This is a genomic window from Citrobacter sp. wls711 (genome assembly GCF_005281055.1).
Taxonomy (GTDB): Bacteria; Pseudomonadota; Gammaproteobacteria; order Enterobacterales; family Enterobacteriaceae; genus Citrobacter; species Citrobacter gillenii.
The window spans coordinates 44,587-61,940 of sequence record NZ_SZXC01000026.1 but is presented as its reverse complement, the minus strand read 5'-3'; the positions used below and the strand labels follow the sequence as shown (position 1 = coordinate 61,940).

The 17,354-nt window shown below is 53.0% G+C and carries 14 protein-coding genes; 9 read left to right on the top strand and 5 right to left on the bottom strand.

Annotated features, from left to right (window positions below; translation table 11 throughout):
* The first annotated feature begins 57 nt into the window (after window positions 1-57).
* From fruB to FDW98_RS11715, 6 genes are all read left to right on the top strand, one after another.
* Entirely contained in the window at window positions 58-1,188 is a 1,131-nt protein-coding gene (gene fruB, locus FDW98_RS11740) for a fused PTS fructose transporter subunit IIA/HPr protein (protein ID WP_096756470.1), read from the top strand.
* Window positions 1,188-2,126, top strand: coding sequence for a 1-phosphofructokinase (fruK, locus tag FDW98_RS11735; RefSeq protein WP_003834544.1), 939 nt, complete (start codon window positions 1,188-1,190; stop codon window positions 2,124-2,126). Before fruB ends, fruK begins: the two co-directional genes overlap by 1 nt.
* Window positions 2,127-2,142: 16 nt before the next feature.
* Window positions 2,143-3,831, top strand: a complete 1,689-nt coding sequence (gene fruA / locus FDW98_RS11730; RefSeq protein ID WP_096756471.1) for a PTS fructose transporter subunit IIBC — start codon at window positions 2,143-2,145, stop codon at window positions 3,829-3,831.
* Window positions 3,832-4,187: 356 nt separating this feature from the next.
* Window positions 4,188-5,129, top strand: coding sequence for a pseudouridine kinase (locus tag FDW98_RS11725; protein WP_096756472.1), 942 nt, complete (start codon window positions 4,188-4,190; stop codon window positions 5,127-5,129).
* Window positions 5,117-6,052 carry a pseudouridine-5'-phosphate glycosidase gene (locus tag FDW98_RS11720; protein WP_096756473.1) on the top strand — a complete coding sequence of 312 codons (936 nt, stop codon included), beginning with the start codon at window positions 5,117-5,119 and terminating at the stop codon, window positions 6,050-6,052. Before FDW98_RS11725 ends, FDW98_RS11720 begins: the two co-directional genes overlap by 13 nt.
* Before the next feature lie 95 nt (window positions 6,053-6,147).
* Complete coding sequence (locus FDW98_RS11715; protein WP_096756474.1) at window positions 6,148-7,398, top strand: NupC/NupG family nucleoside CNT transporter; 1,251 nt, start codon at window positions 6,148-6,150, stop codon at window positions 7,396-7,398.
* Window positions 7,399-7,480: 82 nt separating this feature from the next.
* Here FDW98_RS11715 and FDW98_RS11710 read toward each other — a convergent pair whose 3' ends face one another.
* The 3 genes from FDW98_RS11710 to FDW98_RS11700 form a co-directional block, all read right to left on the bottom strand.
* Window positions 7,481-8,572, bottom strand: coding sequence for a sugar kinase (locus tag FDW98_RS11710; RefSeq protein WP_096756475.1), 1,092 nt, complete (start codon window positions 8,570-8,572; stop codon window positions 7,481-7,483).
* A 2-nt stretch (window positions 8,573-8,574) separates the two neighbouring features.
* The gene (gene nfo, locus FDW98_RS11705) at window positions 8,575-9,432 is read right to left on the bottom strand and encodes a deoxyribonuclease IV (RefSeq protein WP_096756476.1); all 858 of its coding nucleotides are present in this window, start codon (window positions 9,430-9,432) and stop codon (window positions 8,575-8,577) included.
* A gap of 71 nt (window positions 9,433-9,503) precedes the next feature.
* Window positions 9,504-10,553, bottom strand: coding sequence for a YeiH family protein (locus FDW98_RS11700; protein WP_096756477.1), 1,050 nt, complete (start codon window positions 10,551-10,553; stop codon window positions 9,504-9,506).
* Window positions 10,554-10,684: 131 nt separating this feature from the next.
* On the opposite strand from FDW98_RS11700, the gene yieE reads away from it, so the two are divergent.
* A complete protein-coding gene (gene yieE / locus FDW98_RS11695) occupies window positions 10,685-11,554 on the top strand; it encodes a DNA-binding transcriptional regulator YeiE (protein WP_096756478.1) in 870 nt (289 codons plus the stop codon).
* Window positions 11,555-11,714: 160 nt separating this feature from the next.
* Window positions 11,715-13,190 (top strand): lysine-specific permease, encoded by a 1,476-nt coding sequence (lysP, locus tag FDW98_RS11690; RefSeq protein ID WP_096756479.1) that lies wholly within the window; start codon window positions 11,715-11,717, stop codon window positions 13,188-13,190.
* Window positions 13,191-13,257: 67 nt separating this feature from the next.
* On the opposite strand, the gene FDW98_RS11685 is transcribed toward lysP, so the two are convergent.
* Together FDW98_RS11685 and fghA are read right to left on the bottom strand one after the other, a co-directional pair.
* Complete coding sequence (locus FDW98_RS11685; RefSeq protein ID WP_096756480.1) at window positions 13,258-15,243, bottom strand: ligand-gated channel protein; 1,986 nt, start codon at window positions 15,241-15,243, stop codon at window positions 13,258-13,260.
* A gap of 275 nt (window positions 15,244-15,518) precedes the next feature.
* A complete protein-coding gene (gene fghA, locus FDW98_RS11680; RefSeq protein WP_096756481.1) occupies window positions 15,519-16,355 on the bottom strand; it encodes an S-formylglutathione hydrolase in 837 nt (278 codons plus the stop codon).
* Window positions 16,356-16,677: 322 nt separating this feature from the next.
* On the opposite strand from fghA, the gene folE reads away from it, so the two are divergent.
* Window positions 16,678-17,346, top strand: a complete 669-nt coding sequence (folE, locus tag FDW98_RS11675; RefSeq protein WP_096756482.1) for a GTP cyclohydrolase I FolE — start codon at window positions 16,678-16,680, stop codon at window positions 17,344-17,346.
* The last annotated feature ends 8 nt before the right edge of the window (window positions 17,347-17,354 follow it).

Genomic DNA, 17,354 nt, shown 5'->3' with positions numbered 1-17,354 from the left:
TGGCGCCTTTTTTCTCATGTTAGCTGAATCGTTTCAATTCAGCAGGAGAGGAGAACCATGTTCCAGTTATCTGTTCAGGATATTCACCCGGGCGAACAGGCCGGAAATAAAGAAGAGGCCATTCGCCAGGTTGCTGCTGCGTTAGTGCAGGCTGGCAACGTGGCGGAAGGCTACGTCAACGGCATGCTGGCGCGCGAGCAGCAAACATCTACCTTCCTCGGCAACGGTATTGCCATTCCTCACGGTACCACGGACACCCGTGACCAGGTGTTGAAAACCGGGGTGCAGGTATTCCAGTTTCCGCAAGGTATTACCTGGGGTGAAGACCAGGTTGCATATGTGGCTATTGGTATTGCGGCCAGCTCCGACGAACATCTGGGTTTGCTGCGTCAGCTGACACACGTACTCAGCGATGATTCGGTGGCTGAACAGCTGAAATCCGCCACCACCGCAGAAGAGCTGCGTGCGTTGCTGATGGGTGAAAAGCAGAGCGAACAGCTTAAGCTCGACAACGACATGCTGTCGCTGGACGTGGTCGCCGGTTCGCTGGTCACGCTGCAAGCCCTGAACGCCGCGCGTCTGAAAGAAGCGGGTGCGGTTGATGCTAACTTTGTTGCCACGGCTATCAATGAGCAACCGCTGAACCTCGGCCAGGGGATTTGGCTGAATGATTGTGCTCAAGGCAATCTGCGCAGCGCAGTTGCGCTCAGCCGAGCGGCAAATGCCTTCGACGTAGAAGGCGAGACGGCCGCGCTATTGGTGACCGTCGCGATGAATGACGATCAGCCTGTGGCAGTGCTCAAGCGCCTTAGCGATTTGCTGCTGGAAAATAAAGCTGACCGCTTGCTGAAAGCGGATGCAGCGACCGTACTGGCCCTGCTGACCAGTGATGATGCGTTAACTGATGATGTGCTGAGCGCAGAGTTTGTTGTGCGCAATGAGCATGGTTTACACGCCCGTCCGGGCACCATGCTGGTGAATACCATTAAACAATTTAACAGTGAAATTACCGTGACAAATCTTGATGGAACCGGAAAACCGGCAAATGGACGCAGTCTGATGAAAGTTGTGGCGCTGGGCGTGAAGAAAGGACATCACCTGCGCTTTACCGCCCAGGGCGAAGATGCTGAACAGGCGCTGAAAGCGATTGGCGAGGCCATCGCAGCCGGTCTTGGGGAGGGCGCATAATGAGCAGACGTGTCGCAACTATTACCCTGAATCCAGCCTATGACCTGGTCGGCTTTTGTCCGGAAATTGAACGCGGTGAAGTGAACCTGGTAAAAACGACCGGCCTGCATGCCGCGGGTAAAGGCATCAACGTTGCCAAGGTACTAAAAGACCTGGGGATCGACGTCACGGTGGGTGGTTTTCTGGGTAAAGATAACCAGGATGGCTTTCAGCAGTTGTTCAGCGAACTGGGGATTGCCAACCGTTTTCAGGTGGTGCAAGGGCGTACCCGTATTAACGTCAAACTGACTGAAAAAGACGGTGAAGTTTCTGACTTCAATTTCTCCGGTTTTGAAGTCACCCCGGCGGACTGGGAACGCTTTGTGAATGACTCCCTGAGCTGGTTGGGCCAATTCGACATGGTCTGTGTCAGCGGCAGTCTGCCAACTGGCGTGAGTCCGGAAGCCTTCACCGACTGGATGACGCGCCTGCGCAGTCAGTGTCCATGCATTATCTTTGATAGTAGTCGTGAAGCGCTGGTTGCAGGTTTGAAAGCTGCGCCATGGCTGGTGAAACCCAACCGTCGTGAGCTGGAAATCTGGGCGGGCCGTAAGCTACCAGAAATGAAAGATGTGATTGAAGCTGCGCATGCGCTGCGTGAGCAGGGTATTGCGCATGTGGTGATTTCCCTCGGTGCGGAAGGTGCATTGTGGGTTAACGCTTCTGGCGAATGGATTGCTAAACCGCCGTCAGTTGAGGTGGTCAGCACCGTAGGTGCAGGGGATTCGATGGTTGGCGGTCTGATTTATGGCCTGCTGATGCGTGAGTCCAGCGAACACACTCTGCGTCTGGCGACTGCCGTTGCCGCCCTGGCGGTAAGCCAAAGCAATGTCGGCATTACCGATCGTCCTCAGTTGGCCGCGATGATGGCGCGCGTCGACTTAAAACCGTTTAACTGACAGCAGGAGAGGCATAATGAAAACGCTGCTGATTATTGACGCTAATCTCGGCCAGGCTCGCGCTTACATGGCGAAAACCCTGCTTGGAGCGGCGGCACAAAAAGCGCATCTGGATATTATCGATAATCCGAATGATGCAGAGATGGCGATTGTCCTGGGTGACACCCTGCCTAACGACAGTGCGCTGAACGGCAAAAAAGTTTGGCTGGGAGACATCTCCCGTGCGGTGGCGCATCCTGAACTGTTCCTGAGCGAAGCGAAAGGTCATGCGAAACCCTACAGCGCACCGGTTGCGGCAGCGCCTGTAGCTAGCAGTGGCCCCAAACGCGTGGTGGCGGTAACGGCCTGTCCGACCGGCGTGGCGCATACGTTTATGGCGGCGGAAGCCATTGAAACTGAAGCCAAAAAACGCGGCTGGTGGGTGAAGGTTGAAACCCGTGGTTCAGTAGGCGCAGGCAATGCGATTACCCCGGAAGAGGTGGCGCAGGCCGATCTGGTGATTGTGGCGGCGGATATTGAAGTTGATCTGGCGAAATTTGCCGGAAAACCGATGTACCGCACCTCTACCGGACTGGCGCTGAAGAAAACCAGGCAAGAGCTGGATAAAGCCGTAGACGAAGCGACGCCGTACCAGCCTGTAGGGAATGGGCAGTCCGGAGCAACAGAAGGTAAGAAAGAGAGCGCAGGTGCATACCGTCACCTGCTGACCGGCGTGTCTTACATGCTGCCGATGGTAGTTGCCGGTGGTCTGTGTATTGCACTGTCTTTTGCCTTTGGTATTAAAGCATTTGAAGAGCCGGGCACACTGGCTGCGGCGTTGATGCAAATTGGCGGCGGTTCAGCCTTTGCGCTCATGGTGCCGGTTCTGGCGGGTTATATTGCATTTTCCATCGCTGACCGTCCCGGTCTGACGCCGGGTCTTATCGGCGGTATGCTGGCGGTCAGTACCGGTTCTGGCTTTATTGGTGGGATTATCGCCGGTTTCCTTGCCGGTTACGTGGCGAAACTCATCAGCACCAGGCTGAAGCTGCCGCAAAGTATGGAAGCGCTGAAACCAATCCTGATCATTCCGCTGCTCTCGAGCCTGGTGGTTGGGCTGGCAATGATTTACCTGATTGGTAAACCGGTTGCCGGTATTCTGGAAAGCCTGACCCACTGGCTGCAAACCATGGGAACGGCGAACGCCGTGCTGCTTGGGGCGATTCTTGGCGGCATGATGTGTACCGACATGGGCGGTCCGGTCAACAAAGCGGCGTATGCCTTCGGTGTCGGCCTGCTCAGTACGCAGACGTATGCACCGATGGCGGCTATTATGGCGGCGGGGATGGTTCCCCCTCTGGCGCTGGGTCTGGCTACGCTGGTGGCACGTCGTAAATTCGACAACGCACAGCGTGAAGGGGGCAAAGCGGCTCTGGTGCTGGGCCTGTGCTTCATCACCGAAGGGGCGATCCCGTTCGCTGCCCGTGACCCGATGCGTGTGCTGCCATGCTGCATCGTCGGTGGCGCGCTGACTGGCGCACTGTCGATGGCGGTGGGTGCGAAGCTGATGGCGCCTCACGGCGGCCTGTTTGTGCTGCTGATCCCTGGCGCGATTACGCCGGTAGTGGGATACCTGCTGGCGATTATTGCCGGTACGCTGGTAGCGGGTCTGTCTTATGCCTTCCTGAAACGTCCAGAAGAGGCGGCTGTCGCCAAAGCGGCATAATGTAACACCTTGTGCCGGATGGCGGCGCGAGCGCTTTATCCGGCCTACGGATACCGATCTTGTAGGCCGGATAAGACGCAGTAGCGTCGCCATCCGGCATTTCTCTGCCCGTCTTTATTTCTCCAGTTTGTGTCCTGTCTCTCAATTTTCTCCTTCCTTGCAAACTGTATCTAAAAAAAATTGTGATTCTGTTCATATCTATTCGCTTTAGATCTTGTGAATGGATTTACTTTGTCAAAAACAAGCCTACTATGAACACGTGTTTAAATATGAACATGTGCTCTAATAACTATTGCTGTGGCGGTGGTTATTTTTAACGAACTCATTTGTGGCATTTTATTGCCAGGGGACGTGCTATGCGTGAAAAGGAATACATAGTAACCATTGGCTCGGCCAATATGGATGTTGCCGGGTATTCGCATGCTTCTCTCAATTATGCGGATTCGAATCCGGGGAAAATAAAATTTACCCCCGGAGGCGTAGGTCGCAATATTGCACATAATTTGGCGTTGCTAGGGAAGAATTCATGGCTGCTGACAGCTGTGGGCAACGATTTTTATGGACAGTCGTTACTGGCACAGACCAACCAATCAGGCGTCTATGTTGATAAATGCCTGATAGTATCCGGAGAAAATACATCGAGTTATTTGTCGCTGCTGGATAATACTGGTGAAATGCTGGTTGCTATTAATGATATGAGTATTACCGATCACATCTCAGCCGCGTTCTTATCGCAACATGCCGATTTTATTCGTAATGCGAAAGTGATTGTTGCCGACTGTAATATCAGTGAGGACTCGCTGGCATGGGTGCTGGAAAATGCGGGCGAGGTCCCGGTGTTTGTGGACCCGGTATCGGCATGGAAATGCGTCAAAATTCGTGACCGACTCGACAGGATCCATACCTTAAAACCTAATCGACTTGAAGCGGAAACCTTAAGCGGTATTGCGCTTTCTGGTCGTGAAGACGTCGGGAAAGTGGCCGTATGGTTTCACCAACGCGGTTTACATCGCCTGGTGCTCAGTATGGGCGGCGACGGTGTTTACTATAGCGATATTACGGGGACTCGAGGCTGGTCGCCCCCGATTAAAACTAATGTAATTAATGTGACGGGGGCTGGTGACGCCATGATGGCAGGGCTGGCTTCCTGCTGGGTAGACGGTTTGCCCTTTATTGATTCGGTTCGATTTGCGCAGGGTTGCTCATCAATGGCGCTGGCCTGCGAATATACCAATAACCCTGATTTGTCTGTTGCGAATGTTAGCTCAATAGTGGAGAACACAGAATGTCTGAATTAACTCTTTCCTCTGAATTATTACAAATATCGCCAGAAGTACAGGAAGCCTTAAAAACTAAGAAACCAATTGTTGCGCTTGAGTCGACCATTATTTCTCATGGCATGCCATTCCCGCAAAATGCACAGACAGCGATTGAAGTAGAAGAAACTATCCGTAAGCACGGTGCGGTACCGGCAACCATCGCCATTATTGGCGGGGTAATGAAAGTTGGCTTGAGTAAAGAAGAAATTGAATTATTAGGCCGCGAAGGGCATAACGTAACGAAAGTAAGTCGTCGTGATTTACCGTTTGTGGTTGCCGCTGGAAAAAATGGTGCGACGACCGTTGCGTCGACCATGATTATTGCCGCGCTGGCTGGCATTAAGGTATTTGCAACCGGCGGTATTGGCGGCGTTCATCGTGGGGCTGAACATACCTTTGATATTTCCGCTGACCTGCAGGAACTGGCGCATACCAATGTGACGGTGATTTGCGCGGGGGCGAAATCTATTCTCGACCTCGGATTAACCACTGAGTATCTGGAAACTTTTGGGGTGCCATTAATTGGCTATCAGACCAAAGCGCTGCCGGCATTTTTCTGCCGCACCAGCCCGTTTGAGGTCAGTATCCGTCTGGACAGTGCGCAAGAGATTGCGCGCGCCATGGCGGTGAAATGGCAGGCTGGCCTGAACGGTGGTCTGGTGGTCGCAAACCCGATCCCTGAGCAGTTTGCGATGGCGGAGGAGAAAATTAACGCGGCAATCGATCGGGCTGTTAAAGAGGCGGAAGAGCAGGGCGTTGTGGGAAAAGAGAGCACGCCGTTCCTGCTGGCGCGAGTTGCGGAGCTAACCGGAGGCGATAGCCTGAAATCGAACATTCAGTTGGTGTTTAACAATGCAGTACTGGCCTGCGAGATAGCGAAGGAATACCAACGCCTCGCCTGATCGACCTGTCGGGCAGAAGGCGGTCGCCCTTGAAGAGCAAACCTACCAAAACCTGGCGTTAACGCCGGGTTTCCTGGCATGAAGGGAATATCATTATGGATATAATGAGAAGTGTTGTGGGCATGGTGGTATTACTGACAATCGCGTTTCTCCTGTCAGTAAATAAAAAACATATTAGTTTGCGAACCGTTGGCGCTGCGCTGGTACTGCAAATCGCCATCGGGGGAATTATGCTGTACTTCCCGCCGGGAAAATGGCTGGTTGAACAGGCTGCGCTCGGTGTTCATAAGGTAATGTCCTACAGCGATGCGGGGAGTGCGTTTATATTTGGTTCGCTGGTAGGGCCAAAAATGGATGTGCTGTTTGACGGTGCAGGTTTTATTTTCGCCTTCCGCGTTCTCCCGGCCATCATTTTTGTCACCGCACTGATTAGCCTGCTCTACTACATTGGCGTGATGGGGCTGTTAATCCGAATTCTTGGCGGCATTTTCCAGAAAGCGCTGAACATTAGCAAGATTGAATCTTTTGTCGCGGTGACGACCATTTTCCTCGGACAAAATGAGATCCCGGCAATTGTGAAACCGTTTATTGACCGCCTGAATCGCAATGAATTATTTACTGCGATTTGTAGCGGGATGGCTTCTATCGCCGGTTCGATGATGATTGGTTACGCCGGAATGGGGGTGCCGATTGACTATTTGCTGGCGGCATCGTTGATGGCAATCCCCGGCGGGATTTTGTTTGCGCGCATGTTGAGCCCGGCAACGGAAGAATCTAAAGTCACTTTCGAGAACTTGTCATTTACTGAAACACCGCCAAAAAGCATTATCGAAGCTGCGGCAAGCGGAGCGATGACTGGCCTGAAAATTGCCGCCGGTGTGGCAACCGTGGTGATGGCATTTGTGGCTATTATCGCGTTGATCAACGGCATTATTGGCGGTGTCAGTGATTTATTAGGCTTCGGTCCGGCCTCACTTGAAGGGATTTTTGGCTGGGTTTTAGCGCCACTGGCCTGGATTATGGGCGTGGACTGGAGTGATGCGACGCTGGCGGGCAGCCTGATTGGTCAGAAACTGGCGATTAACGAGTTCGTTGCCTATCTCAATTTCTCCCCGTATCTGCAAACCGGCGGGACGCTGGATGTAAAGACTATCGCGATTATTTCGTTTGCCCTGTGTGGCTTTGCTAACTTTGGGTCAATTGGCGTCGTTGTTGGGGCATTTTCCGCTATTGCGCCGCAGCGTGCACCGGAAATCGCACAACTTGGAATGCGGGCGCTGGCGGCGGCAACGCTCTCCAACCTGATGAGCGCTACGATAGCGGGTTTCTTTATTGGTTTAGCGTAATAAAACAGATTGCCGGATGGCTGCTGAGGGCTTATCCGGTCTACGGAGTGATTTACGCGTAGGCCGGATAAGCGCAGCGCCATCAGGTATTGTGTTGCAGCAGATAAAGGGCGTTATCGGCGGAGAGCGTTGGGTTGTTGATGCTGACGCTGGCACGCGATAATGCCGCGCAGGCCATTGCAAAATGCGCGCTCTCACGGAACTCGCTGCCTTCCAGAAAACTGTACAGTAATCCGGCCATGAAAGCGTCATCTGCCCCAAAGCTGTCGACTACCGGATGTCCGGGAGGTGTCAGTAAAAATTGCTCGCCGTCCCGTTCACTGCAAAAAACAGATTCATCTTCCAGACAGACAAAAATGCGTTTTACCCCCTGTTGGTGGAGGGCATTGACGGCCAGTACGCGGTCTGCATCAGAGTGGATTGACTGGCCCCATAAAATCTCCAGCTCTTTCTGCGTGGGTTTCAGCGTATGAATCCGCGTAAACCAGGTTTTCATTTTTGCCGCTTTGAACTCTGAAACCGTATCGATAAATACCGGAATATCATCAGCAATAGTAAAGACCCATTCAATGGCTTCGGCGGTCAGGTTGCAATCTGCCAGGACGACACCGGAATGGCGGATCAGATCCCGCGAGCCGTTCAACAGCTGCGGGGTCAACTGTTGCAGGATGTGGGTATCGTTAATGGCCAGTACCGTCTCTTCCTGCTGCGTGGCGATCGACAGATAGGTTGAGGTGTTATGCCCGTGCAGACGAATACAGCTGGAAACGTTGACGCCTGCCTGACGTGTTTGCTCCAGCAGCGTTTCGCCATAAAAATCACTGCCGACGGCGGAAATTAAATGTACATCGCGTCCCAGCAGGGCCAGGTTGTGGGCGATGTTGCGACCCACACCGCCAGCAGAACAGTGAATGCTGCCGGGATGAGAGGCTGCCTGCGGGTAATGGATGTCGGCGACGCCGCGAATGTCCATATTGATAGCCCCAACCACCACGCAATAATCCTGTTCGGTGAGGATATAGCCTTTGCCTTTAATCATTCCTTTGCGCATCAGATCCATAATATGCGCGGCGACGCGCGAACGGCTGATCTGCAAGATATCCGCAATTTCATTTTGTTGAATTAACGGATTGCGTCGCAGGATCTTAAGGATCTGTTTTTCCCTGTCGTTCATGGTTACGCAACCGCCTTTTCTATTTGCTGTGCTTTCAGCCAGGCTATTTCTTCCGCCCAGATATCCGGATTGATGGTTTCCAGCACCAGCGGAATGCCGTCAAAACGGTCATCCTGCATAATCCAGCGGAAGGCGTCGTGACCGATATTGCCTTCACCTAAGCTGTGATGGCGGTCAACGCGGCTGCCAAACGTGCTTTTGGCATCGTTCAGGTGCATCCCACGTAAATAGTTAAAGCCGACAATACGTTCGAATTCGGCAAAGGTCTTTTCACACTCGGCGGCGCTTCGCAGATCGTATCCGGCGGCGAAGGCGTGGCAGGTATCAATGCAGACGCCCACGCGGGATTTATCTTCTACGCCATCGATAATGGCGGCCAGATGCTCAAACTTAAAGCCAAGATTGCTGCCCTGACCGGCGGTGTTTTCAATAACTGCGGTCACGCCCTGGGTCTGCGCGAGGGCAATGTTGATGGACTCGGCAATCCGCGCCAGGCATTCGTCTTCCGGGATCTGCATTAAATGGCTGCCCGGATGAAAGTTAAGCAGGGATAACCCCAGCAGCTCGCAACGCTGCATTTCATCAATAAAGGCATCGCGTGATTTTTCCAGCGCCTCGCTGACCGGGTGGCCGAGGTTAATCAGGTAGCTGTCGTGAGGAAGAATTTGTGCGCTGCTAAAGTGATACTTCTCGCAGGCCGACTTGAAGTCATCAATGACGTCGGTGGTCAACGGTGCGGCGCGCCATTGGCGCTGATTTTTGGTGAACAGGGCGAATGCGGTGGCATCGATTTCTGCGGCGCGAATAGCGGCATTAGCCAGACCGCCAGCGGCGCTTACGTGCGCTCCAATATATTTCATAAATTTAACCCGCCATACTCAAATACAAAAGGGGAGAGTATAGCGGGTCAACGGGGGTTAGTCGTGTTTGATTATGCCATCACGCTGTGAATCAAAACGTTGATTGCACCACCACCGACAATCAGCCAGACAAACAGCACCAGCGCCATCAGTAACGGTTTGGCTCCGGCCTTTTTCAGCGCGCTGACGTGAGTGGTCAGCCCAAGTGCGGCCATCGCCATTGCCAGCAGCACGGTATCGAGGGTTACCAGCATGTTCACTACAGACTGCGGCAGCAGGTGGAACGAGTTAAATATCGCCACCACAATGAACAGGATGGCAAACCACGGAATGGTGATTTTGCTCTTTTCGCCGCCGTTAGCCGGAGACAGCTGTTTCACGCGTGCCGCCAGCAGGATGAGGAACGGAGCCAGCATCATGACGCGCAGCATTTTGGCAATAACGGCTGCGTTTTCTGCATCCGGGTTAATCGCATGTCCGGCAGCGACAACCTGTGCGACTTCATGCATGGTTGACCCAATGTAAATCCCGTAGGTTTCAGGGCTAAACCAGTGCGCCAGTAGCGGATACATCGCCGGGTACAGGAAGATAGCAATGGTACCGAAGATGACCACGGTGGCGACAGCGACCGTCACTTTACTGGCTTCTGCTTTCACGACCGGCTCTGTTGCCAGTACTGCCGCGGCACCACAAATACTGCTCCCGGCACCAATCAGCCAGCTGGTGTGTTTGTCCAGACCAAACACCTTCTGGCCGAGGAAGCAGGCAAGCATAAAGGTGCTGGTCAGCGTCAACGCATCGATCACAATCCCGCTGACGCCAACGTCAGCAATCTGCGAGAAGGTGAGACGAAAGCCGTAAAGGATGATCCCCAGTCGCAATAAATGTTGTTTCGCAAACAGTACGCCGCCGTCACAGCTTTTCCAGATGTGCGGATAGACGGTGTTGCCGAGGACCATCCCCAGTAAAATGGCTAAGGTGAGGGCGCTGAACCCGGCCCCCGCAACCGCGGGGATAGAACCACCCCATAACGCGGCTCCGGTGATGACTGCGCTCAGGGCAAGCCCCGGAATAAAATGCCACACTGTACGTCGATGATTCTGTAGGGCGAGTTCGGTCATAACCCCTCCTGTCAATGGAATGATTTCTTGGAGAAAATAGTAAGGTGAAGTGGTTTAAAAATAAAATTGATTATATATTTATAATTAATCTGAATAAGTGGTAAACACGGGCCATCTAGAGGAAAACGACCATGCATATCACCCTGCGACAACTTGAAGTGTTTGCCGAGGTACTGAAAAGTGGCTCGACAACCCAGGCCTCTGTCATGCTGTCATTGTCGCAATCCGCAGTGAGCGCAGCGCTGACAGATTTAGAAGGCCAGCTTGGCGTACAGCTGTTTGATCGCGTAGGTAAACGTCTGGTGGTCAATGAGCACGGGCGTTTACTCTATCCCCGCGCGTTGGCGCTGCTTGAGCAAACGGCCGAGATAGAACAGCTTTTCCGGGAAGATAATGGGGCGATTCGCGTCTATGCCAGCAGCACCATCGGCAATTACATTTTACCTGCCATGATTGCCCACTATCGTCATGATTTCCCCGATCTGCCGTTGGAACTGAGCGTGGGGAACAGCCTGGACGTAATTAATGCCGTACTGGATTTTAGGGTCGACATTGGACTGATAGAAGGGCCGTGCCACAGTACAGAAATCATCTCAGAACCCTGGCTGGAGGATGAGCTGGTGGTGTTTGCTGCGCCGACGTCACCGCTGGTAAACGGTCCCGTTACGCTGGAACAACTGGCGGCTTCACCGTGGATCCTGCGTGAACGCGGGTCCGGTACGCGTGAATTGGTGGATTACTTGCTGTTATCTCATTTGCCGCGATTTCAGATGGCCATGGAGTTGGGTAACTCCGAGGCCATTAAGCATGCTGTGCGTCATGGATTAGGGATTAGCTGCCTGTCACGTCGGGTGATTGAGGAGCAGCTACAGGCGGGAACGCTGAGTGAAGTGCCTGTACCGTTACCGCGTTTAGTCCGTACTCTTTGGCGTGTCCATCACCGTCAAAAACATCTCTCTAATGCGCTGCTGCGCTTTTTACGCTACAGCGACCAGCAGTAGGGCGGCGATATTTTTTCAGGCAGCATGCCGACTATTTTCGGCTTTACTTATAATCCACGGCCAGTCATGAAGGTCTCTTATAACAGCGTATTTGTGCCGGAAGAATGCCATTTCGTCTGCTACAATCGCGCCTCATTTTTTGGATGGATAGCATTTTCCCATGGTTTCCGAAACTAAAACCACAGAAGCGCCCACGCTACGTCGTGAACTGAAGGCGCGTCACCTGACGATGATTGCCATTGGCGGTTCCATCGGTACGGGTCTTTTCGTTGCATCTGGTGCAACCATTTCTGCGGCGGGTCCAGGCGGCGCGCTGTTTTCCTATATTCTGATTGGCCTGATGGTGTACTTCCTGATGACCAGTCTCGGTGAACTGGCTGCGTATATGCCGGTTTCCGGTTCGTTCTCCACCTACGGTCAGAACTATGTAGAAGAAGGCTTTGGCTTCGCGCTGGGTTGGAACTACTGGTACAACTGGGCGGTCACCATTGCCGTTGACCTGGTCGCTGCTCAGTTGGTGATGAGCTGGTGGTTCCCGGATACGCCAGGCTGGATCTGGAGTGCGCTGTTCCTGTGCGTCATCTTCCTGCTGAACTACATCTCTGTTCGCGGTTTTGGTGAAGCAGAGTACTGGTTCTCGCTGATCAAAGTCACCACCGTCATTATCTTCATCGCAGTTGGCGTGTTGATGATTTTCGGCATCTTCAAAGGCGCTCAGCCAGTGGGTTGGAGCAACTGGACCACGGGAGATGCACCTTTTGCCGGGGGCTTTGCGGCCATGATTGGTGTGGCGATGATCGTCGGCTTCTCCTTCCAGGGTACTGAACTTATCGGTATTGCGGCGGGTGAATCTGAAGATCCTGAGAAGAACATTCCGCGCGCGGTGCGTCAGGTGTTCTGGCGAATCCTGCTGTTCTATGTGTTCGCGATCCTGATTATCAGTCTGATTATTCCGTATACCGATCCAAGCCTGCTGCGTAACGATGTGAAAGACATTAGCGTCAGTCCGTTTACGCTGGTCTTCCAGCACGCGGGCCTGCTTTCTGCGGCTGCGGTAATGAACGCTGTGATCCTGACCGCGGTGCTGTCGGCGGGTAACTCCGGTATGTATGCCTCAACGCGCATGCTCTACACCCTGGCATGCGACGGCAAAGCGCCGCGTATTTTCGCCAAATTGTCTCGTGGCGGCGTCCCGCGTAATGCGCTGTATGCGACCACAGTGGTGGCAGGTTTGTGTTTCCTGACCTCCATGTTTGGCAACCAGACCGTGTACCTGTGGCTGCTGAACACCTCCGGTATGACGGGCTTTATCGCCTGGCTGGGGATTGCCATCAGCCACTATCGCTTCCGTCGCGGTTATGTGATGCAGGGGCGTGATATAAACGATCTGCCGTATCGTTCAGGCTTCTTCCCGCTGGGACCGATCTTTGCGTTCGTGCTGTGCCTGATAATCACCCTGGGGCAAAACTACGAAGCGTTCCTGAGAGACACCATTGACTGGGGCGGCGTGATGGCGACCTATATTGGTATTCCGCTGTTCCTGATTATCTGGTTCGGCTATAAGCTGACCAGAGGGACGCGTTTCGTGCGTTACAGCGAAATGCAATTCCCGGATCGCGTGAAGAAATCGTCTTAAGCATTTTGGCAGGAAATAACAAAAAACCCCGGCAGGGTAAATGCCGGGGTTTTTTATTGCGCCAAACTTAGAAGTTATAGGTCAGGCCAACCGTGTAACGGCGACCATCGAGTATGGTGTCATAGGTCTCGTAATCGATTTGCTTATCCAGCACGTTGTACACGCCAGCGGTGGCCAGTATATCCTTGCTCACGTAGTAACGCACACCAACATCGACCTGAGTATAGGACGGTGTCCCTTGAGCCATCGAGGTACGGCTCAGATACTCAGAGGTTTTCCCGCGCAGGTTCAGACGGCTCCAGAAACCGAGATCCTGCGTGGCCTGCCAGTCCAGCGTGGTGTTAAACATATGCTTCGGCATTTTGTTTAACGGCTGACCGGAGAACTGACCGCTTTTCTGTTCAGATTCGGTGAACGTGTAGTTTGCCGTCCAGTTGAGATCGGTGGTGATTTTCCAGCCGAAGGTGGATTCTACGCCGCGCATATTGGCTTCATCGACGTTAACGCGATCGCTGACAAAATCGTAGTGGGTGCTGCCGATGGTACAGGCCGGATCGGCGCTGCTGTTACAGCGGCGAACTTCGGTGATCTTGTCTTTGAAGTCGGTGTTGAACAGCGTCACGCCCGCGTTGAGGTCGTTGCCGTTATCCCACAGCAGGCCGATTTCTTCGCTCAGGCTCTTTTCCGGTTTCAGATCCGGGTTGCCCACTATGATGCCATTCAGACGACCACCGCCGGTCACCTGTCCCCAGCTTGCTGACGACTGGCGCAGATCCGGCGCGCGGTAGCCTGCAGACACGCCGCCTTTCAGGGTCCAGTGATCGCTGAGATGCCATACGCCGTAGCCGCGCGGCGTCCAGTTATCACCGTAGTTTTCATCTTTATCCATACGCAGGCCGCCGGTCAGCGTGAAGGTATCGGTTACGGCCCATTCATCTTCAGCAAACAGCGCCCAACTCCAGCGGGTCAGCTTGTTCAGACCGTCTGCCGCTTCCAACTGGTTACCATTATCGCGCAGTTTTTCATAACGGTACTGTCCGCCTGCCGTCAGGGTATGCGCCCCGAGGAAAATCTGGTTCTGATTGTTAAAAATAGTGTTATAGGACTTCATCTGACGACCCGGGTTATCGGTCTCTTCCTGCTGAACATAGCTGGTGGTGTTGAAGTCGTCGTAGTAACCACTGTGGGTTAATGAATAGGTCGTGTGCACATACTTGTTTTCGCTTTTGCTGTTTGGCTTACAGCTTCCGTTGCGACAGCTTTCTTCTGCTGTGGATTTACCCGGCGTACTGTCGCGATCTTGCAGTTCACGGGCGTAATCGAAGTCAATGTCGTTTTTATCATCCGGCGTAAGGTTCAGGGTTAATCCCCCATTACGCATACGCTGTTCGTTATAACCATTGACGATTTCATCTTCGGCACGGTGAGAGAATAACCCGGTGACTTTTGCGCCGAGTAATCCGTCAATCAGCGGCCCGGACGCATAGGCGTTAGTCTGGTAAATATCGCCGGAGTCACGGTCTTCCTGGAAGGTGGCGTCACCATGTAGAGAACCACTCCAGCCTTTGGTATTCGATACTTTTTTGGTGATCACGTTAATCACCCCGCCCATTGCATCGGAGCCGTACAGCGATGACATGGGGCCACGGATCACTTCGATGCGTTCAATGGATTCCAGCGGCGGCAGCCAGCCTTGTTCAATGCCGGAGTTATCGCTGTTCGGTCGCGTGCCGCGTGTGCTGATCCGCTTACCGTTGACCAGGAAGAGCGTGTACTGCGAGGCCATCCCGCGGATGCTGATATCACTGCTGCTACCGCCACCCGTGACGACGACGCCAGGCACATCTTTGAGCGCATCGGTGACATCGCGGTAGGCTTTATCCTCAATTTGCTGCTTGGTGATCACAGAAATAGAGGCGGGGGCATCCTGAATCTTTTGCTCGAAACCGGTCGCGGTGACCACTACGGTATCCTGGTCAGCGGCATAGACGAGTGATGGGAGGCTGGCGACGCATACTGCGGCAGCAACGGCCTTAACGTGAGGTATAGTCATTTGTATCATTCCATTTAAATGAATCTAACTGCGTGTCATGTGAAAGGCCATGACAATTGTATGTATTTGTCTTTTAAGGACTCTTTTCAGTAAAGAAGCGGAGGGATTGTACAAAAGTATGAATATTTGTAAACACAAATGATAATAGAAATCATTTGTGTTTGATATGGTATTCTGGGAAGTGTTTATAAAATCAAAGAGATAGCTGTTAAATAAAAAAGGAGAAAAAGTGAAGGAATGATGGAGAAACAAAGAGGGCTTGCGCCCTCGGGGGGTTACTTCAGCAGATACTGCGCGTGGAAGCGCAGGTGATCTTCAATGAACGACGCAATAAAGTAATAGCTGTGATCAAAGCCTGGCTGGATACGTAACGTCATCGGCCACGCGGTCTGGCGGGCTACCTCCGCCAGTACGGCGGGCTGGAGCTGATCGGCAAGGAACTGATCGCTATCACCCTGATCGATAAGCGTTGGAATTGCCTCTTCCGGTTTACTGGCTAACATTAATGCGCAGCTGTCCCATTCGGCCCAGGTCGATTTATCCTCGCCCAGATAGGCGCTAAACGCCTTCACGCCCCACGGCACGCGACAGGGGTTAACGATCGGTGCAAAGGCCGAAACGCTGGTGTATCTGCCGGGATTTTTCAGCGCCATAATCAATGCGCCGTGACCGCCCATCGAGTGTCCGCTGATGGCACAGCGCTCGCTGACGTTAAAATGCGCTTGAATAAGCTGCGGCAGCTCATCCCGCAAATAATCATACATGCGGAAATGCGCGGCCCAGGGGGCCTGGGTAGCATTGAGATAAAAGCCGGCGCCCTGGCCTAAATCGTACCCGTCATCGTTCGCAACGTGTTCACCGCGCGGGCTGGTGTCCGGCATCACCAGTACAATCCCCAACTCAGCCGCAATGCGCTGCGCACCCGCTTTGGTGGTAAAGTTTTCATCATTACAGGTCAGGCCCGACAGCCAGTACAGTACCGGAGGCGGCGTATTTTCGCGCGGCGGTGGGAGAAAAATGCTGAAGGTCATGGTGCAATTTAAAGTGGCGGAATCATGACGCCAGCGTTGCTGCCAGCCTTCAAAACAGCGGTGCTCTTCGAGCATTTCCATGCACGGCTCCTTGTTGTGTTGAATCTGAATATGTTTGCGAATTCACCATAATACAGATAATTCATGATGCCGTGAGTAACTTTCACTTCCGCAATGGGCAAACATACATCATCATCTATATAACCTCGCGTTAACACTCCGTATCGACCCGATCGAGCGGTGCATGAAAGTCACACGCTGAAAGGCGGTGCCAATTTCAATAATTATCGCGGTGAATACTGGATTATGTGCGCCGCCTCACGCACAATGTTCTGGCTGTGACACAGCCTAAAAACTTTGCCCCACGCAGGGCAGAGGCGCCACACCTGCAGGAGAAGAATAAATGTCATCACTCAGTAAAGAAGCGGCCCTGGTTCATGAAGCGCTGGTTGCGCGTGGTCTCGAAACACCGCTGCGCCCGCCCGTGCAAGAGATGGATAACGAAACGCGCAAACGTCTTATCTCCGGCCATATGACCGAGATTATGCAATTGCTCAATCTCGATTTGAGCGATGACAGCCTGATGGAAACGCCGCATCGCATCGCAAAAATGTATGTCGATGAGATTTTTTCCGGTCTCGATTACGCCAATTTTCCCAAAATCACCGTCATTGAAAACAAAATGAAGGTTGATGAAATGGTCACCGTTCGTGATATCACGCTGACCAGCACCTGCGAACATCACTTTGTCACTATCGATGGCAAAGCGACGGTGGCGTATATCCCGAAAGAATCCGTGATTGGTTTGTCGAAGATTAACCGTATCGTGCAATTCTTTGCCCAGCGTCCGCAGGTACAGGAGCGTCTGACCCAACAAATCCTGACCGCACTGCAAACCCTGCTGGGAACCAATAATGTGGCGGTGTCGATTGATGCGGTGCATTACTGTGTGAAAGCGCGCGGTATTCGCGATGCGACCAGCGCCACTACGACCACCTCACTGGGCGGATTATTTAAATCCAGCCAGAATACGCGTCAGGAATTCCTGCGCGCTGTACGTCACCACAACTGACAAGGGCA